Source organism: Nocardia jiangxiensis NBRC 101359, assembly GCF_000308615.1.
GTDB classification, from domain to species: domain Bacteria; phylum Actinomycetota; class Actinomycetes; order Mycobacteriales; family Mycobacteriaceae; genus Nocardia; species Nocardia jiangxiensis.
Window position 1 is genome coordinate 39,788 of record NZ_BAGB01000159.1, and the last position, 18,983, is coordinate 58,770.

Annotated in this window: 19 protein-coding genes; 9 read left to right on the forward strand and 10 right to left on the reverse strand. The window is 66.5% G+C overall.

Annotated elements, in window-relative coordinates:
• Positions 1 to 251 precede the first annotated feature (251 nt).
• Positions 252 to 1,061 (reverse strand): class I SAM-dependent methyltransferase, encoded by an 810-nt coding sequence (locus ON40_RS48780; RefSeq protein WP_051194190.1) that lies wholly within the window; start codon positions 1,059 to 1,061, stop codon positions 252 to 254.
• A 75-nt stretch (positions 1,062 to 1,136) separates the two neighbouring features.
• Positions 1,137 to 1,613: a MarR family winged helix-turn-helix transcriptional regulator gene (locus ON40_RS37775; protein WP_051194191.1), complete on the reverse strand. Its 477-nt coding sequence runs from the start codon at positions 1,611 to 1,613 to the stop codon at positions 1,137 to 1,139.
• 86 nt (positions 1,614 to 1,699) lie between these two features.
• On the opposite strand from ON40_RS37775, the gene ON40_RS37780 reads away from it, so the two are divergent.
• The 6 genes from ON40_RS37780 to ON40_RS37805 all read left to right on the forward strand — a co-directional run bounded on the left by ON40_RS37780 (position 1,700) and on the right by ON40_RS37805 (position 6,680).
• On the forward strand, positions 1,700 to 2,665 hold the full coding sequence (locus tag ON40_RS37780; protein WP_040830161.1) for a zinc-binding dehydrogenase: 966 nt from the start codon (positions 1,700 to 1,702) through the stop codon (positions 2,663 to 2,665).
• 145 nt (positions 2,666 to 2,810) lie between these two features.
• Positions 2,811 to 3,125 (forward strand): LLM class flavin-dependent oxidoreductase, encoded by a 315-nt coding sequence (locus ON40_RS54090; RefSeq protein ID WP_040830162.1) that lies wholly within the window; start codon positions 2,811 to 2,813, stop codon positions 3,123 to 3,125.
• Positions 3,126 to 3,159: 34 nt separating this feature from the next.
• Positions 3,160 to 4,065, forward strand: a complete 906-nt coding sequence (locus ON40_RS53550) for an NAD(P)/FAD-dependent oxidoreductase (protein WP_169541974.1) — start codon at positions 3,160 to 3,162, stop codon at positions 4,063 to 4,065.
• A gap of 15 nt (positions 4,066 to 4,080) precedes the next feature.
• On the forward strand, positions 4,081 to 5,013 hold the full coding sequence (locus ON40_RS37795; protein ID WP_083896220.1) for a VOC family protein: 933 nt from the start codon (positions 4,081 to 4,083) through the stop codon (positions 5,011 to 5,013).
• Positions 5,010 to 5,519: a DUF4286 family protein gene (locus tag ON40_RS37800; RefSeq protein ID WP_040830163.1), complete on the forward strand. Its 510-nt coding sequence runs from the start codon at positions 5,010 to 5,012 to the stop codon at positions 5,517 to 5,519. The genes ON40_RS37795 and ON40_RS37800 overlap by 4 nt, the downstream gene beginning before the upstream one ends.
• A 168-nt stretch (positions 5,520 to 5,687) precedes the next feature.
• Positions 5,688 to 6,680, forward strand: a complete 993-nt coding sequence (locus ON40_RS37805; RefSeq protein WP_040830192.1) for an aldo/keto reductase — start codon at positions 5,688 to 5,690, stop codon at positions 6,678 to 6,680.
• Positions 6,681 to 6,982: 302 nt separating this feature from the next.
• On the opposite strand, the gene ON40_RS37810 is transcribed toward ON40_RS37805, so the two are convergent.
• From ON40_RS37810 to ON40_RS37835, 6 genes are all read right to left on the reverse strand, one after another.
• A complete protein-coding gene (locus ON40_RS37810; protein ID WP_040830164.1) occupies positions 6,983 to 8,254 on the reverse strand; it encodes a cytochrome P450 in 1,272 nt (423 codons plus the stop codon).
• A gap of 14 nt (positions 8,255 to 8,268) precedes the next feature.
• On the reverse strand, positions 8,269 to 9,660 hold the full coding sequence (locus tag ON40_RS37815; protein WP_040830165.1) for an NAD(P)/FAD-dependent oxidoreductase: 1,392 nt from the start codon (positions 9,658 to 9,660) through the stop codon (positions 8,269 to 8,271).
• Entirely contained in the window at positions 9,657 to 9,875 is a 219-nt protein-coding gene (locus ON40_RS37820) for a ferredoxin (RefSeq protein WP_040830166.1), read from the reverse strand. Before ON40_RS37820 ends, ON40_RS37815 begins: the two co-directional genes overlap by 4 nt.
• A gap of 734 nt (positions 9,876 to 10,609) precedes the next feature.
• Positions 10,610 to 11,779, reverse strand: coding sequence for a cytochrome P450 (locus ON40_RS37825; protein WP_218008936.1), 1,170 nt, complete (start codon positions 11,777 to 11,779; stop codon positions 10,610 to 10,612).
• Positions 11,780 to 11,886: 107 nt separating this feature from the next.
• On the reverse strand, positions 11,887 to 12,465 hold the full coding sequence (locus ON40_RS37830; RefSeq protein ID WP_040830168.1) for a GNAT family N-acetyltransferase: 579 nt from the start codon (positions 12,463 to 12,465) through the stop codon (positions 11,887 to 11,889).
• 333 nt (positions 12,466 to 12,798) lie between these two features.
• Positions 12,799 to 13,524 (reverse strand): esterase/lipase family protein, encoded by a 726-nt coding sequence (locus ON40_RS37835; protein WP_051194193.1) that lies wholly within the window; start codon positions 13,522 to 13,524, stop codon positions 12,799 to 12,801.
• Positions 13,525 to 13,861: 337 nt separating this feature from the next.
• On the opposite strand from ON40_RS37835, the gene ON40_RS37840 reads away from it, so the two are divergent.
• Positions 13,862 to 14,401 (forward strand): TetR/AcrR family transcriptional regulator, encoded by a 540-nt coding sequence (locus tag ON40_RS37840; protein ID WP_040830169.1) that lies wholly within the window; start codon positions 13,862 to 13,864, stop codon positions 14,399 to 14,401.
• A gap of 276 nt (positions 14,402 to 14,677) precedes the next feature.
• Complete coding sequence (locus tag ON40_RS37845) at positions 14,678 to 16,021, forward strand: family 1 glycosylhydrolase (protein WP_040830170.1); 1,344 nt, start codon at positions 14,678 to 14,680, stop codon at positions 16,019 to 16,021.
• 316 nt (positions 16,022 to 16,337) lie between these two features.
• Here ON40_RS37845 and ON40_RS37850 read toward each other — a convergent pair whose 3' ends face one another.
• Positions 16,338 to 17,258 carry a helix-turn-helix transcriptional regulator gene (locus ON40_RS37850; RefSeq protein WP_040830171.1) on the reverse strand — a complete coding sequence of 307 codons (921 nt, stop codon included), beginning with the start codon at positions 17,256 to 17,258 and terminating at the stop codon, positions 16,338 to 16,340.
• A 158-nt stretch (positions 17,259 to 17,416) separates the two neighbouring features.
• Here ON40_RS37850 and ON40_RS37855 point away from each other — a divergent pair, with 158 nt between their 5' ends.
• Positions 17,417 to 18,370, forward strand: a complete 954-nt coding sequence (locus ON40_RS37855; protein WP_040830194.1) for an aldo/keto reductase — start codon at positions 17,417 to 17,419, stop codon at positions 18,368 to 18,370.
• A 146-nt stretch (positions 18,371 to 18,516) separates the two neighbouring features.
• Here ON40_RS37855 and ON40_RS37860 read toward each other — a convergent pair whose 3' ends face one another.
• On the reverse strand, positions 18,517 to 18,843 hold the full coding sequence (locus tag ON40_RS37860) for a hypothetical protein (RefSeq protein ID WP_040830172.1): 327 nt from the start codon (positions 18,841 to 18,843) through the stop codon (positions 18,517 to 18,519).
• Positions 18,844 to 18,983 lie beyond the last annotated feature (140 nt).

An 18,983-nucleotide genomic window follows, 5' to 3' on the forward strand; every position in this document is an offset into this window, starting at 1 on the left:
GAGCCAGCGAGCCGCCGGGTTCGAGTGAGGGGCTTGTCTTCCCGATGGGGTCTGCATAATGAGCGGTGGTGTGCTCCGTGTCCGGATCGCCGCGTGGCTGGTGGCCCGAGAGATGAGTCGGCGGTGGTCGCGCACAACCTGCTCGGTGAGGCTGGGTCCTCGGCGATCGGGCGTGTGGCTTTGTGGCCTGCAGCAATTCTTCGGGGGCGGCGGCGCAGCTCGCGCCGCCGCTGTCCGGAATCGTCAAGCGTTCAGGTCAGGCCCCACAGTAGGCGGCAAGTGGACGGGATCAGATATGTGCCGTCGGCCGTGGTGTACTCCTCGAATCGGGCGGCATACCGGCGGCGGAGTTCAGTGACCGTGTCGGCATCCAACGTCGACACGGCAGGCTGCCAGATGCCCGGCCCGGTGAGCATCGACCACAGCTGACCGAATCCGTCGACGGGAGTCGACCAGCTGAATAGTTCGGTGTGTAGTTCCGTCACGCCGACCTGGGTGAGAGTGTGCTGGGGGAGTGCCCGGGCCGCTCTGGTGTCGAGTTCGTCCAGCGGAGGCAGCAGTGCGTCGTCGGTCAGTCCGCGCAGCGACTCGATGGATGAGGACGCGACCGTGTTCAGCTCGAGCCGGTCCCACACCGCGATGCTGAAAGCGCAGCCCGGCCGCGCGATTCGGGCGAACTCGGCGGCACTGCGGGAGACGTCTTCCAGGGTGAGGAAGCCGAACCGGGAGACGATGGCGTCGATGCTGTCCGAGGGTATATCCAGCTCCCGCATATCCATCTGCGCGAAGCGAACGTTGGTCCGGCCGGTTGTCCGTGCACGAGCCAGGGCGAGCATGTCCTGCGAGGTGTCGATGCCGAGCAACTCTGCCTCCGCGTAACGCTCGAGCACCGACAAGCCGGGCTCTCCGGGACCGCAGGCGAGATCGACGATTCGGGAATGCGGAGCAAGCGCGGGAAGCCGGTCCAGAATCGCCTGCGCCACAGGGGCGAACGCATCGGTGAACCCGGCATACGACGCCGCCGATTCCTGGTCGTAATTGATCGAATTCTCTTGGGCCACAGTCGCAACTCCTTCGTTGGCGCCGGGCTCTCACGCGAGCCCCCGGCAACCCGGTGCACTTTCCAACCACGGATTTCAGTGCTGATTATCGTTTTCGTCGAGCAAGACCTGCAGTGCGCTTCGCAGTTCGGTGCGCTCTGCAGGGGTGAGTGGAGTCAACAAGTCTTTTTCCATGTCGGTGCTGAGGCGGCGGAGCGTCTTCGCTACCCGCCGGCCGTGAGACGTCAGCTCGAGCACCCTGCGACGACGGTCGGCAGGATCAACCTGTCGAATCAGGAGCCCTTGCTCGACCGACGCCTCGATGATCGGCACGGCATTGCGACGATCGATGCCCACGAGCTCGGCGAGTCGTTGCTGGCCGAGCGGGCCGGTCTCATCGAGGGCCAGCAAGAGCTTGTGCTGACTCGAGGTCAGGTCGAGCTCTGACTGGATCTCGGCCCACCGTCTCAGGACGAGTTTGCCGGCGCCCGCGAGCAGCCAGGAGATCGTGCGCTGGAAGGCGAGCGTTCCCGTCCCGGCGGGCAGCTGGACGTCGTCCGTACTCGAATCCATACATCGAGCCTAGCGTTTCGGCATGCCTCATGATAGACATGTCTCATGTCTTGACATAAGACATGTCTATCTGAAGGAGGTCGGCAATGCGAGCAGTTCGTTTCGATCATTACGGCGACGTCGATGTGCTCGTCGTTCGCCACGCCGATGATCCCGTCGCAGCACCCGGTCGGGTCGTCGTCAAGGTCCGGGCCGCGGCCGCTAACCCCGGCGACATCTACGTCCGGGAGGGACTCGCCGAGGAAGCCTGGGCGTTGCGGGCGCGGCTCTCCGGCAAGGACTCCGATCTGCCGAAATGGTCGATGGACTTCCCCGCGGCGCAGGGTCAGGACGTGGCGGGCGAGATTGTTTCGGTCGGTGATGGGATCGATGCCTGGCAGGTAGGCGATGAGGTACTCGGCTGGTCCGAGGAGCGCGTCGCCCAGGCCGAGATGGCCGCCCTACCTGCCGGCCATCTCGTCCGCAAGCCGACTCGGATGAGTTGGGAGGTCGCCGGGTCGATGTGTGTCGCGCCGATGGCCGGCCTGGCGGGTGTCGAGGCCGTGGCACCGCGTGCGGGCGAGACGGTCGTCGTCTCCGGTGCCGCCGGTGCCGTCGGTGCCGTCGCGGCCCAACTTGCCCGCCGGAGCGGCGCTGAGGTCATAGGCTTGGCCAGCGAGCCCAACCACGCCTGGCTACGCGAGCACGGCATTACCCCGGTTACCTATGGTGATGGCCAAGCGGATCGGATCCGAGCGGCCGCCGGGGGCCGGATCGACGCCTTCATCGACACATTCGGCGAGGGCTACGTCGACCTCGCCCACGAACTCGGCGTCCCGGCGGAGCGCGTCAATACCGCCGTCGATTTCCAGGCAGCGATCGACGGTCGGGCTCGGATCGCAGGCACCAACGATGCGGGCGGCGCCGCCGCGCTCCAACGGCTCGTCGATCTCGTCGCGGGCGGTGAACTGGAGATCCCGATCGCGGCTACATACCCGCTGGCCGAAGTCCGCGATGCCTACCGGCGGCTCGCCGGCCGACACACCCACGGAAGGATCGTCCTCATCCCATAAACCCAGATCACGTGACGGCCCAGAAAGCCGGCACGATGCGGCAACCGACTTTCCTGGCCACGACGGCCAGGGTGTCCGTTGTGTCTCGCAGCAGAGCGGCGGCGCGGACAGGAGGTGCCACCGGCTCGGCTTCGAATCGCTGTGGGTGGCCGAAGGCTACGGGCAGGACGGGGTCGCCTTATTGGGTGCACTGTCCTCGAAAACGGATCAGATCGGGCTCGGCAAGCCGCTGAAACTACTCGGCACCCCTGTGCAGGACCGGATTCCGATCTATCTGGGCGTCGGCGGCGCGCAGACGGTCGAACAGGCGGGCGCCATCGCCGATGGTTGGTTACCGTCTTTGTTCGGTCCCGAGCATGCCGACATGGTGTTTGCTCCGCTGCTTCGCGGCATCGAGAAGTCCGGTCGGCAACGGTCGGATGTTTGTTGTCGCGCCGACGGTTCCCGCGGCGTTGCATGAGGATCTGGACACGGCGCGTGACCTTGTCCGTCCGATGGTCGCGTCGGGCTTTCTGCACGAGCCCGCCGGCAAGTTCTCGACGGAGGACTCACCGCAAGAGCGCCAAGCCTTCTACGAGACCATCTGGAACGCTCCCGGTTTCGGCAAGCTCACGATGAACTACTACGACATGACGACGAACCGGGAACTGAACCTCGAGTTCTGCGAGTTCCTCGCCAACAAGATCCGCTCGATCGTCAACGATCCCGCCACCGCGGAGCGGCTGATCCCGAAGGATCATCTCTTCGGCGCGAAGCGACCTCCCTTCGTCACGAACTACTACGAGTCTTTCAACAAGCCGAACGCCTCGCTGATCTCGCTGCGGGAGACGCCGATCGTGCGCGTCGATGCCACCGGGATCGAAACGACCCAAGGCCACCGGGACTACGACATCATCGTCTACGCAACCGGTTTCGACTTCGGCACAGGTGCGCTCACCCGGATGGGTGTGAAGGGTCGCGAGGGCCTTGATCTCAGTGTCGACTGGGAGGACGGTCCCTCCGACTTCGGAGGGTTCAGTGCGCACCTACTGCCGAACTACTTCTTCCCGGGTGGTCCGCACGGTGCCGGAGGCGGTAACTACCCGCGGTACTCCCAGGACCAGGTCGACTGGATCGCGGATGCGCTGATCTACGCGCGTGACCACGGCTACGACCTCTTCGAGCCGACCCAGGCGCAGCAGGAGAAATGGATGACGATGGTCGAAACGCTTGCGCCGCAGTCGATCTTCTCCGCTGAGCACAGCCACTACTACGGGGCGAACGTCGAGGGGAAGGTGCGCAAGTTCCTCCTCAACCCTGGTGGGCGCGCCAAGCTCCACGAGATGCTCGACGAGATGTCGTCGACGGAGAACTACGGCGGCGCGTTCTCCTCTGCACTCGCGAACGTCAGTGCCGAATAGCGGGTGGAGAGCGAAATGGCCAGTACCGACCGTCCTTTCCGCGTGAAGATGGTCTACCACCCGAAGATCCACGTGCCGAGCCTGGCGGAGGCGGAGGACTTCTACGCCCGGGTCTTCGGTCGCCCGAGCACCAACTTCTCCGTCGTGATGCCGAATCCGCCGGCGCCGGGGCACTCCGTCGGCTACTCGACCTTCACGGCGATCGGTGATGTGCTCATCGACAACCTCGAACCGAGGTTGTACCTCACGGGCGGGGTCCAGCGATACCCGGATGTCGAGTCGCCGCATCTGAAGGCGATCGGCTGGTACGTCGAGGGAGTCAAGGAGCTGTACCGGGATCTTCGGGCCCGGGGCTTTCGACTCGTCGACTCGCGCGACCAGATTCTCGAGGCCGACGAGTGGGCGGGAGGTCCGTCGCCGTTCCACACCTTCGAGGCCGACGCCGGCATGCGATACGACTTCTTCGAGGTGTTCCCGTTCCCCCTCGACCCGCGAGTGAACGAGGGGTGGACGATCCCGCCGGTCAGCGACGACGACCCGCTCGGCATCGAGCACGCATCGCATCACACCATCTTGACCTCCCAACCGGAACGCGCGCTCGAGTTGACCGTCGACGTTCTCGGCGCCGAGGTCATCCACACCGGACGTGACGACCTGCGGGGCGTGTCCGGACCGTATGTCCGGCTCGCCGATGCGGTCTTCCACTTCGCGACGCCGGAGCCCGGCAGCGCGGCCGCCGCCGACGCCTCGGACAACGAGCCGCTGGACACCTACCATGCGATCACGTGGAAGGTCGTCGACCTGGAACGGGCTGCCAGGCATCTCGAGTCCGAAGGTCTTCGTATCGCGCACCGCTCCGATACGGCCCTGGTGACCGACCCGGTGAGCAGTCTCGGCGTCCCGTGGGGATTCACGACGGTTTCCGTGTCCGGTGGTGATGTGCGATGAGCGAGGGCTCTCAGTCGCGACGCGAGGTCCTGCTGGCGCTCACCAATCCGGTCGAGGGCAAGGATGAGGAGTTTCGAGAGTGGTACTGGGGGACTCACATCCCGGAGATCCTCCAACTCCCCGGCTTCGTGGCGGCGCGGCGCTACCGAGCCGGCGATACCGCGACCGTGGGCGTCCCTTACCGATACGCGACGATTTACGAGGTGGAGGGCTCGGCCGAGGCAGCGCATGGGACGCTGTTCACCGCGGGGCTTAGTTCGAGCGACGCGCTCGACACGTCGACCGTCGTGATGCTGCCGCTAGCCTCTATGCCGTTTACTCAGTGGTCTTACTCAGTGGTCCCGTGGGCTGGGTACTTGGTGTTGACCAGGGTGTTTCCGCCCGAGGTCGTCGATGAGGTGTTAGGCACTCTTACGGCTTCGCCGCCTTCGATGTGGACTCGGGCGGCGGCGGGCCCACCACCAGATGCACGTCACCTACTACGCGGCGTCCGGGCCCTATGGTGACCTGTTGCCGGTGGACCGTTTCACTCTCACCCGCCCCCGCCGCGCCTGACCTGCCGGAGGGGCCGGTCCTTCGGCTTGACTTGGAGTGCGCTCCAAGTCCTAGTGTCGGAGGCGTTCGTCAGCCCTCGAGGTACCGCCCGGTCCGCCGGGCAGGAGGAGTATCCGCGCATGATCACCCGAACCACGCTCGGCTCGCCCGGTCTCACGGTCAGCGCGATGGGCCTGGGGTGCATGGGGATGAGCGAGAGCTACGGCGCCGCCGACTGGGACGGCGGCCTGGCCACCATCGACCGGGCCTTGGAGCTGGGCATCACGTTCCTGGACACCGCCGACGCCTACGGCACCGGGCACAACGAGGTGCTGGTGGGCCGGGCCAACCACGGCCGCCGGGACCAGGTGCAGCTGGCCACCAAGTTCGGCATCGACCGCAGCGCCGGCGACCGGGCACGCCGCATCCGCGGTGCCCGGGACTACGTGCTGCGCTCCTGCGACGCCTCGCTGCTGCGGCTGGGCGTCGAGGTGATCGACCTGTACTACGCCCACCGCCCGCCCCAGGACGTGGAGATCGAGGAGACCGTCGGGGCGATGGCCGAGCTGGTCGAGGCGGGCAAGGTCCGCCATCTGGGCCTGTCCGAGGTCGACGGCGAGCTGCTGCGCCGGGCGCACGCGGTGCACCCGATCACCGCGGTGCAGAGCGAGTACTCGCTGTGGACCCGCGACGTCGAGGCGGTCACCCCGGTGATGGCCGAGCTGGGGGTCGGGCTGGTGCCGTACTCGCCGCTGGGGCGGGGGTTCCTGACCGGCGCCCTGGACCGCTCCACGTTGGGCGAGAAGGACTTCCGGCGCACCAACCCCCGCTTCGCCGGCGAGGCGGGCGAGGCCAACGAGAAGATCGCGCAGACCGTGCGCGAGGTGGCCGACCGGCTGGGCGTCACCCCGGCCCAGGTGGCGCTGGCCTGGGTGTACGCCCAGGCCGAGCGGCTCGGGGTGGCGGTGGCGACCATTCCGGGCACCCGCAGCCCGGCCCGGCTGGAGCAGAACGCAGCCGCGCTGGAGCTCACCCTGGACGCCGAGGCGCTGGCCGCGCTGGATCCGCTGAGCGACCAGGTGATGGGCGAGCGCTACACCCCCGCGCACACCGCTGAGGTCGCTCGGGGATAGCCAGTGGGCTCGACGCGCACGACGTCCAGCTCGACGACGTCGTTGACATCGCGCCCACCGGTGACCTCGCCGGTCACGGCCAGCCGGGGTCGGGCCAGCGGTGCCCCGTACTGCTCGACGGCCAGGATCGCGCCCGGTTGCCGGAGCCCGGGGGGATCTCGCCGCAGGAGACCAGCGCACGGTACCTGTCCACGCCCACCGCGAGCACGCCGACGCTCAGGCACATGTCGTCAACCGATCCCTTGACGACACATAGCGCGGAATCCCCACCGGATCGGGGATGCGTCGATGTTGTGTTGTGCTCAGTCGGTGATGTGGTCGAAGTCGATGAGCAGGTGTCGTGGCCCGCGGAAGATTTGGCTTCGCCGATAGGGTGGCGGGTCGGCGACCAGGCGAGGTTCGGTGACGCGGCGCAGGAGCGTTTCCAGCGCGAGGTTGACTTCCAGTCGGGCGAGCGGGCCGCCCAGGCAGGTGTGGATGCCGCTGCCCCACCCGAAATGCTCGTTGTCGGGGCGTTGGACGTCGAAGCAGTCGGGGTTGGCGAAGCGGTTCGGGTCGCGGTTGGCTGCGGCGTAGACCAGATATATTGCGGCCCCTTGTGGGATGACGGTGCCGGCGATGTCGATATCGGCGGTGGCGCTGCGGCTGGGGAAGAACTGCACCGCGGCCTGCAGCCGCTGAACCTCTTCGATCGCGCGAGGAATCAGCTCCGGTCGGTTGCGGAGCCGGTCGTAGGCCCCTGGGTTGCGCAGTAGTGTCATCACACAGTTGGCGATGGTGTTGACCGTAGAGTCGTGACCGGCGACCAGCAGCAGCCTCGCGTTGGACAACACCTTTTCGGGAGGCATCGGGCCGTCGGGGCCGTCGTCGTGGATCAATTTCGACAGCAACCCCGGTCCGGGCTCTTGCCGGAGCTGTTCGATCAAGTCGGCGAGATATCGCATGAGTGCGTCGCTGCTTGCGCGGGCCTTCTCGGCGCGGGCCCTGCCTTGTTCGGTGGTCGCGTCCGGGCCCAGGTCCGTGCCGGTGGTCATGTCGTAGATCCAGGCATGGAATGTGGGCTCGGCGGTGAGTGGGACCCCGAGGATCGTGCAGATCACCGTCACCGGCACCGGGTAGGCGTAATCGTCGACCACATCCAGGCGGGTCTTGCCGCTGGCGGCGATGTGGTCGAGCAGCTGGTTGCACAACCGCACGATGCCCGGTTCCATGCCGGGGATGAGATCGGGTGAATGCGGTGGCCCGAAGTGGCGCATCACCTGACGTCGTGCTCGATCGTGATCGGGAGGATCGGAGGCGATGATGCTCGGCGCGCGGCCGTATGCCTGCATGTCCGCAGCGCCGGGCTGCGAGTCGGTGCCTGCGGTCAGGGCAGTGCTCAGCGGGCTGCGACTGATATCGGAGCTGATCCGGGGGTCGTGGGCCAGCGTCAGCAGTTCCCGATAGCCGGTCACCACGTACAGGTTGTCGGCCACCCGCGCGACCGGGGTCTGGCGTAGCTGGTCGAAGAACGGGTACGGGTCGGCGCGATGTTCGTATTTCATCGCTTCGGCCCAGGCGGTTGCTGCCGTCATGCTGGCTCCCTTGCTCAGTGGAACTCGGCGCCTCGTGAGGTGGGGTCGTGGCCGGTCAACACCACATCGGGAATTCCGGTCGGCACTCGCGGGTCGGGGAAGCGGGCCGGTATCGGTGCCGGGTCGGGGGCCTGGTCATAGCCCGGCGGTGGTGGTGGGAACGGCGCGGAGCGTTCGATCATCGCCGCGTAGTACGGCAGCCACTTGCCGTGGTTGAAGGTCACCGCACCGACGATGCGGCCGCGGTGGCCGTAGGCGGCGGCGAAGCGATAGTCGCCGGGGGATCCCTGGGTGAACGCGATCTCGTCGCCGAACGAGCACACTCCCACGCCCTTGATGTTCACCCCGAATTGGGCCGACCAGAACGAGGGCAGCGGCAGATGTGGTCGCCGGTCGGTCTCCAGGCTGATCATGTTGTTCGCGGCGACCTGCGCCCCGCACACCGCGTTGTCCCAATGTTCCATCGAGATGAACTGATACTCGTACAGCACATGTGGCTGGCGTGCGATGTCCCCGGCCACGAAGATGTTGTCGGTCACGACACCGTTGATGTCGAACGCGCGACAGCCGGCATCGCAGCCGACTCCCCAGAAACCGGCGGCCAGCCCGGCACCTGCCAGCCACTCGACGTTGCGGATCGACCCCAATGACGCCACCACCACATCGACATCCAGCGTGGTCCCATCCGAGAGCCGTGCCCGGCGCACCCGCCCACCGGCATCGCCATCGAGGGCTTCCACAGAGACACCGACACGAAGGTCGACTCCGGCGGCGCGCTGCATCCGGGCGGCGATGTCAGCGATCACGCCACCCAGCGGCCCGACCAGCGGCCCGCCGCCGCGTTCGGCGACGGTCACCGGTAACCCCAGCTCGCAGCACACCGAAGCCATCTCAGAACCGACGAACCCCGCGCCGACGACGAGAACCCGCTTCGGGCCCGCCTGCAGTGCTGCCTGCAGCCGTGCTGCGTCTTCGCAGGTGCGCAGCGTGAACACCCCGTGCAAGGCGCCCTCGGTGGGGTTGAACCATGGGCGTGCCCGGACGCCGGTGGTGATGAGCAGCCGGTCGTAGGGCACGGCATCGCCGGCGGCCAGCAGGACCCGCCGGTTCACCCGGTCCAGGCCGGTAGCAGCCACACCCAGCCGCCAGTCCGCGTCGATGGCCCGCATGCGGGGAAGCGTGGTGTGATCGGCGCGAACCGATCCCCTGAGGACCTGCTTGGACAACGGCGGCCGGTCGTACGGTTCGTGCGGCTCATCGCCGATAAGGGTCAAAGACCCGCGGAATCCCTTCTCTCGCAAAGCCTCCGCGGCGCGGAGCCCGGCCAGAGACGCCCCCACGATCACGATGCGCCCCTCCGCCCGAAACGTTCTGACCAGGTCCGCGGTCAGCGACGCGGTGCTCATGCCGTGGGCTCCGGCCCGTCGGGGGGCCAGGTCTCCACCAGGATGGCCTGGACCGGGCACGACGCCGCCGCCCGCAACACCCGCTGGCGCTGTGCGTCATCAGGGTTGGGGTCATAGGCCAGCGCCTCCTCACCCAGCATTTCGAGCACATCCGGCGCGAGCGGAACGCACTGCGCATACCCCTGACATCGATTCAGATCGACCACGATGCGCATTCCCTCAGCTCCTCATCCGAACCAATGTCCCGACGAAACCGGTGCGGGGCGGAAACGCGCCCGCACCCGCACGGTCGACGTGACTCCCTCGGAAGGCGAATCACGCCCCGAAGTGGCGGTGCCGGGCGGGCACCTCGCAAAAGATCCGTAGCACCCGATGCCGACGATCTAGTCATTCGCCGGTCGACAACCGCCGCCATCCTCAGTCTCACCCCGGCAAGGCACTGCCGCCCGGCCTGGGTGAGCGCTCTGACGGACCAGGATGACGGAATCATCCCGCGGCCTCGACCCAGCCGTGGCGCTGGAGCGCCTGGGGGACCGCTGCGGCTACCCGCGCCGTCGAACTACCGTCGGCGGTGCCGCAGGATCCCTATTCGTCCCGATTAGAGCAGGCGCCCGGGGTGTCGAGCTGGGTGGTGGTGAGCGCGCCGATGCGGGTCTCGGTCACGACATGTTCGTGTGGCTCGGGCCGCACCAGTCCACACTCGACGCGCACACATCGGCCCTGGAGAACCACCGCGGACCGGCATCGTGACCCGACCGCACGGCGACGCCCAGCCACTCCGAAGACCCCGGTGGAAACGCGATCTCATCGGGGGCGTCACCGATGGCCGAGAGCTGGTTGGCGTTGGTCGAGCCAATCCAGCCGGTAGCAGAATCATCCGTATTCAGCGGGGTTCCAGGAACGGGTCGGCTTGTTGGTGATGATGAACCGCAATGCCTTGATCATGGTGTCACCTCCTTCCTGGGGCTCGGTCGGGCGCGGACAGGGCGCGTGGGGTACGCCGCAGGGTGAACGGTCTGGGGGTCGCGGCATTGGTCACGATCGGGCGGGTATCACCACCGCCGATGACGCGCAGAGAGGTGTTATCGATGAGGGTGGTGGCTGCATCGGTGACCAGATCGTGGGCTACCGCGGCGCCGGCGCAGGTGAAGGGGCCGGAACTGAAGGGCACGAATGGGCCGTGTTCGCTCGGTCGAATCCAGCGGTCGGGTTGGAATGCCCCTGGTCTGGTCCAGTGTTCGTCGTCGTGATGGAGCAGATAGGGGCTGACGGACAGCAGGTCGCCGGTCTGGAAGGCGATTCCCCCGAACTCGGCGGGACAGGGGACGGGACGGCTGACCATCCAGGAGACCGGTCGATGCCGCAGGGCCTCACGTACCACCCGGTCGACGGGCCAAGGCCATGGTGAGCCGGGAGAGTGGAGACTGCCCAGCAGCACCGACCACGCGAGCGAGTAGCCCAGCGGTCCCACGATGGACCGGAACATCAGCACGTATAGCTGCGCCACCGTTGTGTCGGCGACGCCGTCGGGACAGGCACCGATCACGGCATCGAGCAGATCCCGTGGTTCGGCTTCCGCAGTGCGGCCGGTGGCGCTGCGCCGGTCCCGGATCTGCTCGTTCAGCGCGGTGGACAGCTTGGCGCGCAGCAGCTGCGCCCGCGCCCGCTGCGCCATTCGGGCCGGGCGAAGCGCGCCCACGCGTGCATTTCGCCCCAGTAACCGGCGTAACTCGGGAGAACCGTCGGGGTGCAGCAACACGTCCGCGGTGCACCGATACACCAACTCGACCCCCGCTGCGGGCCAGCGGGTGACCGACGGCATTTCGATCACCGCCGCCGCCAGGGACTCGCGATACTCGGGCCTATGCGTGCGCAGAATCGCGCGTACCGCGCGGCCGAAATCGACCTGAGCAGACCGCGAAGGCAGCATGGAACCGAAGAACCCGGACTTCCCCGCATTGAAAGCGCGGTCACTCAACACCGTCAGCGCCAGACCCGTATCGCCGACACACCACCCGCCCCACGGCAGCCCGAACACCTCTACCGGGCTGGTCCGGCGCAGATTCTCGAGGAAACCCAACGGATCACGCCGGAACCGGCGCATCTCTGCAAAACCCATCGGACGGTCCTCTCATAGAGAGGGTGAGCGATTCATCAGATGCTTTCGAGCGGATTCATCCACTGGCTGTGCGTACAAACGTAGACCAAGCACAGTCTCGACTGATTTTAACTAACCCGATCCGCCTCGGTGAGGGTTCTCGTTGCCAGGCGCGCGTACATGAACATGTCGCGGCGTTGATTGCCGACCTTCTGCCACGATCTGAGGAGCCCTTCGCATTCGAAACCGGCCTTCTCCGCAGTACGGATCGAAGCGCGGTTCCAAGGTTCCACATAGAGCTGGAGCCGTGGGATATGCAGCTCTTCCAGCGCCCAGATAGCCATTGCCGCCAGAGCATGCGCGGCGACGCCATGGCCGCGGGCTGAGCGGACCACCCAGTAGCCGAGCGATGCGCGGCCTTCGTCGATGTCCTTCAACCACAGGCCGATACTTCCCAGTGGTGTGTTGTCCCGTCGCCGGACGATCACCATCGGGTATCCGGTTCGATCGGTCGCTCGTTGCCACTGGCGTTCGACGAACCGCGTTGCGGCCTCGCGCGAGAAGGTCGCCGGCACCGTGGTTATCGGAATCAGGTCGTCGGCAGAGGCTTCCCTGACAAGCTCGAGGTCCGCCGCAGCCAACGACCACGGGCGGAGTTCCAAGTCTGCGGTGGCTCTCAGATGCGGTATTTGCAGAGCATCGTCCATGGTCAGCCTCCCCGGAATATGCACAGGATATCGGCCTGGTGTCACCATTACCACTTCCATTTCCGAGTACGGCAGCAGGAAGTTGCGGACTACCTGCTGTGCACTCCGGATGTCGTCGGGCAGAGCTTCCCGTCTGCGCTGGCAGGTGAAGCGATCACTGTGGACTTCTTCGTGACGAATCCGTCGAGCCCAAGCTCGTCGCGATCGTGCGGCGGATCAGTTTCATCGCGGACCTCACCGATCGGACACAAGCCACCATGAAAGTATCCAACCGCACGTGTTGTGGCCCTCCTCATCGCCGAGTTCGATGTCGGTGTGGGCGCTCGCGTTCTGCTATCGGCCAGGGGTGGGCGGGGGTCCGAGAAGGGGGAGGACGATCGTGCATGTCGATGGGGTGGCGTGAGCGGGGTCGAGGGCGTCGAGTACTTCGTGTACTGCTATCGGGTCCGAAGGCAGTTCGTTGTGGCCGGTGAAGTCGGTGGGGCAGAGGTCTTGTAGTACGACGTTGTGCACGTTGGGGCCGTCGAGCAGGCCCGTGGTGTAGGGGGTGGCGATCTCGTCGTAGCGGGTGACGATCATGGTGAACGGGATCTGCGGTGTGGCAGCGGGTTTCGGATCGAGGTCGTGGAGGAACGGTGAACCCGGTGAGAGTTGACACGGTCCGCAGTGGCGGGTGGCCGCCGCGCCGCTGCCGGTGGATTCCACCAGTGGTTGCACGGCGGCGAGACCGCTGACTGTGGAGCCGTGCAGGGGAGCAGCTAGTGCGATGTAACGGCCGATCTCCGATATCCCACCGAGTCGGCTCAGGTAGTAGTAGGCCACCGCTCCGCCTATCGAATGACTCACCAGGTCAACTTTTTTCGCTCCCGTGGTCGCCTCGACCTGATCGATGAAGCTGCCGATCTGCGCGGCACTGTCCTGCACGGGAGCGGCTGCGCCGATCGGGCCCAGGCCCTCGGATCCGTATGTGGTGGTGAACACGCAGTATCCGGCCTGGGCCAACAGTGGCGAGAGTGTATTCCAGCTCATGGTGTCGTTGGACAAACCGTGGATCAGCACAACGGGATTCGGATGTGCTGCGGCTGGCCGGCACGATCGATCGTTGGCCCCGCGGGGCGGCTGCCCTGGTCCGGTCAGCTCGGCCTGTACGCCGCCCAGATAGCTGTAGGAGGGGCGGGATGGGGCAGGTGATCATCGGCCAGGGCTGGACCGCCCGTTGTCACGAGCGCCGCAACAGTCGGCGTGGCAGCGGATATCGCTCGTCGCATCGTCGTACTCCTGCGCTTGTGCAGTCGGTCGGCAGTCCTTTCGCCCCCGCCGCGAACGGCATGACCGACCGGCCGGTCATAACGTAACATGCGAGTACGCTTGCGGCAGTACCAGAAAGGAGAGCGGCGTGGCCCGACCCCCCGAGCCCGGTCGTAGGGCGTTGTTGGATGCCGGCTCTGCGGTGGCCGAGCGCGCAGGACTGCGCGGGTTGTCGATCAACGCTGTGGTTGCGACCGCGGGAATGTCCAAAGGTAGCTTCTACCACCACTTTTCGGACAGGCGTAGTTACGTGATCGCCCTGCACCGCCGCTACCACGATGCTCTGACCGAAGCGGTCCTCGCCGAAATCGGCGATCTTGCCCCGGGGTTTTCGCGTCTCGCTTCAGCAATGACCTCGTATTTGGACGTATGTTTGCGGACGCGCGGTACGAAAGCTTTTCTCGCTCAGTCGCGTACCGACGCCGATCTGCTCGATGAGGTTCATGCGCGCAATCAGGCAGTGGCTGCGATCGTCGAGCTGGACCTGCGCGTCATAGGGTGGAACGACCCTGCGGCGGTGGCGCATTTGGTCGTCGCGATGATCGCCGAGATCGCTCTGGCCGAACTGTATGCTGGTGAGCCGCAGCCGAATCTGCGTGCGGCGGTGATCGGCCTGATCAGCAGGTAGTAGTAGGTCCGCCAGTGGTTGGGAATTCGGGGGTGCGTCATCCACCATGTGTGCAATCGCGGCGCGTTCGCTGGTTTTGAGGTCGTCGTCCTCGGTGACCACCAATACGACGGCGGCGATACGAGGGACAGCAGCCCGGTTTCGGCTGAGACGGAGTTGACGCCGGGGACCGGGGTGGGCCGTGGCGACTTCGGCGTGCAGCCGCGGTGACGTCGGGCGGAGTGGGATTGGTGCCATCGCCAGCGCGGGCAGGGGTCCGTTCGTTACGCTGAATTGATGCGATCCTGGCTTCTTCGGATTGTCTCGGCGGTGTTCGTTGCTGCGGCGTCGGTGTCGCTGGTCGGGACTCCGGCTCTGGCGGGGCCGCCGCGGGCGGCCGCGCTCTCGTCGCTGGGTTCCGGATTCCTCTGGGGGGTTGCCAGTTCGGGATTCCAGTCCGAAGGTGGTGCGCCCGACAGTAATTGGACGCGTTATATCGCTCGGGATCGGGGATTGGAGCCGCTGGGGAATTCGGTCGACTTCGCCGATCGGTACCAGTCCGACATCGGGCTGGCCGCGGACATGGGGATGCGGGTTTTCCGTATCGGGATCGAGTGGGCCCGGCTGCAGCCCGCGCCCGGGGTGTGGGACCAGCGCGCCTTTCGTTTCTACGATTCGGTCGTCGACAGCATCGTGCGGGCCGGCATGCGGCCGATGATCACTCTGGACCACTGGGTGTACCCGGGCTGGGAAGCGAGCCGGGGCGGCTGGCGCAATCCGGGAATGGTCGGGGACTGGCTGGCCGATATGCGTGCCGTCGTCGATCGGTACTCCTCGCGGAATCCGTTGTGGGTCACCGTGAACGAGCCCGTTGCCTACATCCGAAACGAGGTTCGCGAGGGCGGCGCCGACGCCGACCGGATGCTGAGCGAGATCGTCGATGTGCACAACGCGAGCTACGACTACATCCACAGCAAGCAGCCCGGCGCCCGGGTCACCGCCAACGTCGGATATGTCGCAGGTGCGGAGGACCAGGTCAACGGTGCGTTCGTCGACCGAATCGCCGCCCGGCTCGACTACGTGGGCGTGGACTACTACTTCGGCTTCGACCCGGCGCAGTCGCTGTACGGGGCGATCGGGCGGGCCACCGGTTCGGCGCTGCCGACCCTGCCGGGTCCGCGCATCTGGGAGATGCCGCTGCGCACCGAGGGGATCTACTATGCGCTGCAGCACTATTCACGGCGCTTTCCGGGTAAGCCGCTGTACGTCGTGGAGAACGGCATGCCCACCGAGAACGGCCGGCCCCGCGGCGACGGCTACACCCGCAGCGACCATCTGCGCGACACCGTCTACTGGCTGCAGCGCGCGAAGGCCGCCGGTACGAACCTGATCGGGTACAACTACTGGAGCCTCACCGACAACTACGAATGGGGCAGCTACACACCGAGATTCGGACTCTATACGGTCGATGTGCGCACCGACCCGTCGCTCACCCGCCGTCCCACCGACGGTGTGGGCGCCTATGCGCAGATCGTCGCCGCGGGTGGAGTCCCCGTCGGCTATCGACCCACCCGTGCTCCGGCTCTGTGCATTTTCGTCGACCCGCCGGCCAGCTGTCTCGACCCGGTCGTGGGGCCGTAGATCCGGAATCCACGGCGCGTGTGCCGCCGCTGCCGAATACAGCCTGCGCAGGAACGGATGTCGCGGCCGCAGCCAGGTACTTGTCGAGATCTATGTCGTCGGGACACACGGCCTCATTCCCCTTGAACGCCAGTATGGCGCGGAGGTACGACGCGCTCCGTCCGAAGCGAGAATTCGTGCACGCCAACGGAACTCACCGATTCGCGGTAAGAGGCGTTCCGTCAGACCAGGGCCCGGGCTGATCGCCACTCACGGAAACTCCGCGCGGCCGGTCGAGTTCGGACCCCGGATTCCCGGCCGGGCGAACCGCGACGGATCAGAGCGGCCCGGGCGCAGGAGAGTGGCGGGTGGGCTCTGCCGTCCGAGATTGCGTAGCTGCCCAGCTGGCGAGAAGTTTGAGCCGGTCTTCGGATGCGGTGGCGGGTTCGGCGGTGTAAGTGATCAGGTTGTGCACGGCTCGGCCGGACAGGGCTAGGTCGAGGGACTGGAAGGTCAGTTCCAGGTGGCCGACGTCGGGGTGCTGGAGCCGTTTGATGCCGTCGTGGCGGATCAGGACGTCGTGCGCGGCCCATAGGCCGCGGAACTCGGGGCTGAGGGTGCACAGCTCGCCGATTAGTCCGCGCAGTGCCCGGTCGCGGGGCTCGCGCCCGGCCTCGGCGCGCAGCAGGGCGGTGGTGGCATTGCCGGCGGCGTCCCAGTCGAGGAAGAAGTCATGTGCGCCGAGGTCGAGGAAGACGTAGCGGGCGATGTTGGGGCGGCCGCGCCGGTCGATGGTGGCGCTGTCGAACATCGGCGCGTGCAGGGCTCGGGCCAGGGGGTTGCTGGCGACGACGTCCGTGCGGCCGTTGCGTACGAACGCCGAGGACATCGTCATGGAGTCGAGCAGCCACTGGACCTGGGGCGGGATCTCGACGTCCCGGCGACGCGACGGCGTGCGACTCGCAGGCCGCGATGACTGGGCCAGGTCGAACAGGTAAGTGCGTTCGTCGTCGTCCAGTTGCAGGGCGCGAGCGACCGCGTCGAGGACGTCTTCGGACACGCCGCCGATGTGCCCCTTCTCCAGCCGCGTATACCACTCCGTGCTCACGCCGGCGAGGACGGCGACCTCCTCACGCCGCAGCCCGGCGACCCGGCGACGGGCGTTGGTCGGCAGCCCGGCCTGTGCCGGGGTGATCTTGGCGCGCCGGCTGGCAAGGAAGTGCCGGACTTCGCCGCGGTTTCCGGGCTGCTGGTCCATGTCGTTCACGGTAGCCGCTGGTTACGGCGTGAGGGGGGTTGAGCTCGTACCCCCTATGAACGCGACCTTCTCCGGTGGCGGCCATCGCGGTCTGCTGGGGATCGAACATTGCGACACGATCCCGATGGTGATGGGAAATGAGACCGGAGGTAGGCGACATGACGAGCAAGACGCTGACAGCGCCCGCGGTGGCGCTGGGCACGTGGGCCTGGGGAGACAGCGGCGAGGTGGGAGACGGTTATTTCGGCAGTCAGCTGACCGAGTCCGGCCTGCGAGAGGTCGTCGAGAAGGCGCAATCGAACGGGTTCACCCTGTGGGACACCGCGGTGGTGTACGGCATGGGCCACTCGGAGACGGTCCTCGCTCAGGCGCTGAAGGGCTACGCCCGCAGCGAGTACCAGCTGTCGACGAAGTTCACCCCGCAGGTCGCGGGCGACGGCGACGATCCGGTCGCGGACATGCTGGAGCAGAGCCTCGACCGAATGGGCACGGACTATGTGGATCTGTACTGGATCCACAACCCTGCCGACGTGGCCCGTTGGACGCCGCTTCTGATACCGCTGCTGCGCAGCGGCAGGATCAAACATGTCGGCGTCTCGAACCACAACATGAAGGAGATCGCTCTCGCCGATCAGATCCTCGGCGAGGCGGGGTTCCGTGTGGAGGCGGTCCAGAACCACTACAGCCTGCTGTACCGGAGCTCTGAACGCGCGGGCATCCTCGAGCACTGCCGCCGGCACGACCTGCCGTTCTTTTCCTACATGGTCCTCGAGCAAGGGGCGCTGACCGGCAGGTACGGCCCGGCCCATCCGTTGCCGGGGGGCAGCAGCCGGGCGGCCGTGTACAACGGCATCCTGCCCCAGCTGCAGGCGCTGACGGACAGGATAGGAGCGATCGGCGAGGACCGAGGCGCGTCCGCCGCCGACGTCGCCACCGCCTGGGCCATCGCCAAGGGGACCACCCCGATCATCGGGGTCACGAAGGCGGGTTATATCGACGGGTTGGTCCGAGCTCGCGGCATCGAGCTCGCCGACGAGGAGATCGCGGAGCTGGAGGCTCTGGCGGATGCTGCGGACGTCGACACGCGCGGCAGCTGGGAGCACGACATGTAGCAGTTGTCGGCGGATCGAAGGAGAGACCACGCGGGAAAGAGGTGAGATTCGTCCGCCGCATCTGACGGCCGAACTCGCTTCTGCTCGGTGGGGACTGTCTTGTGCCGGGGCCTGCCGTCCAGGCCTGGCCCTGGTGAAAACCCGGTTTACACGGAGACTTCGTGGACTGTGGCGTCGGCTCGCACATCGAGGATCGATAACAGCACCATCCGGCACACGGGCATGTGCGACATGTGCCCACGCACAGTGATCACCGTGTGCGCTGCTGCGCGTCGGCATTCTTGGACCAGATCGGCGAACGCGGGAGGCAGTGTCGCATTCTGCGGTTCGGGCTCGTGGAATACCGTTCCCAGTTCGTAGCCGAGCGAGCGGGCGGTCTCACGCAGCTTGTCTTCACTCGAACCAGGGGAGCCATCATCGAGTAGATCATCGCGGACGTAGCCGTAGGCGAGCGGCAATAGAGCAGTTGTCATGGTGATTCGGTTCCCATTGGGTCTGCTTTTCCTGTACGACAACCACCCTGCGCCGGAGGCAACAAACCCGCATCGGTGGGACTACCTATACCGCTACCTGAAAGTCGGGTGACGAGGGCGAGAAAGCGAACCCTTGCTCG

Excerpts from the sequence above, each read along its gene's own strand:
- ON40_RS37775 (WP_051194191.1), bottom strand. The coding sequence starts at position 1,613 with ATGGATTCGAGTACGGACGACGTCCAGCTGCCCGCCGGGACGGGAACG.
- ON40_RS37780 (WP_040830161.1), top strand. The coding sequence starts at position 1,700 with ATGCGAGCAGTTCGTTTCGATCATTACGGCGACGTCGATGTGCTCGTC.
- ON40_RS53550 (WP_169541974.1), top strand. The coding sequence starts at position 3,160 with ATGGTCGCGTCGGGCTTTCTGCACGAGCCCGCCGGCAAGTTCTCGACG.
- ON40_RS37795 (WP_083896220.1), top strand. The coding sequence starts at position 4,081 with ATGGCCAGTACCGACCGTCCTTTCCGCGTGAAGATGGTCTACCACCCG.
- ON40_RS37800 (WP_040830163.1), top strand. The coding sequence starts at position 5,010 with ATGAGCGAGGGCTCTCAGTCGCGACGCGAGGTCCTGCTGGCGCTCACC.
- ON40_RS37805 (WP_040830192.1), top strand. The coding sequence starts at position 5,688 with ATGATCACCCGAACCACGCTCGGCTCGCCCGGTCTCACGGTCAGCGCG.
- ON40_RS37810 (WP_040830164.1), bottom strand. The coding sequence starts at position 8,254 with ATGACGGCAGCAACCGCCTGGGCCGAAGCGATGAAATACGAACATCGC.
- ON40_RS37815 (WP_040830165.1), bottom strand. The coding sequence starts at position 9,660 with ATGAGCACCGCGTCGCTGACCGCGGACCTGGTCAGAACGTTTCGGGCG.
- ON40_RS37820 (WP_040830166.1), bottom strand. The coding sequence starts at position 9,875 with ATGCGCATCGTGGTCGATCTGAATCGATGTCAGGGGTATGCGCAGTGC.
- ON40_RS37825 (WP_218008936.1), bottom strand. The coding sequence starts at position 11,779 with ATGGGTTTTGCAGAGATGCGCCGGTTCCGGCGTGATCCGTTGGGTTTC.
- ON40_RS37830 (WP_040830168.1), bottom strand. The coding sequence starts at position 12,465 with ATGGACGATGCTCTGCAAATACCGCATCTGAGAGCCACCGCAGACTTG.
- ON40_RS37845 (WP_040830170.1), top strand. The coding sequence starts at position 14,678 with ATGCGATCCTGGCTTCTTCGGATTGTCTCGGCGGTGTTCGTTGCTGCG.
- ON40_RS37850 (WP_040830171.1), bottom strand. The coding sequence starts at position 17,258 with ATGGACCAGCAGCCCGGAAACCGCGGCGAAGTCCGGCACTTCCTTGCC.
- ON40_RS37855 (WP_040830194.1), top strand. The coding sequence starts at position 17,417 with ATGACGAGCAAGACGCTGACAGCGCCCGCGGTGGCGCTGGGCACGTGG.
- ON40_RS37860 (WP_040830172.1), bottom strand. The coding sequence starts at position 18,843 with ATGACAACTGCTCTATTGCCGCTCGCCTACGGCTACGTCCGCGATGAT.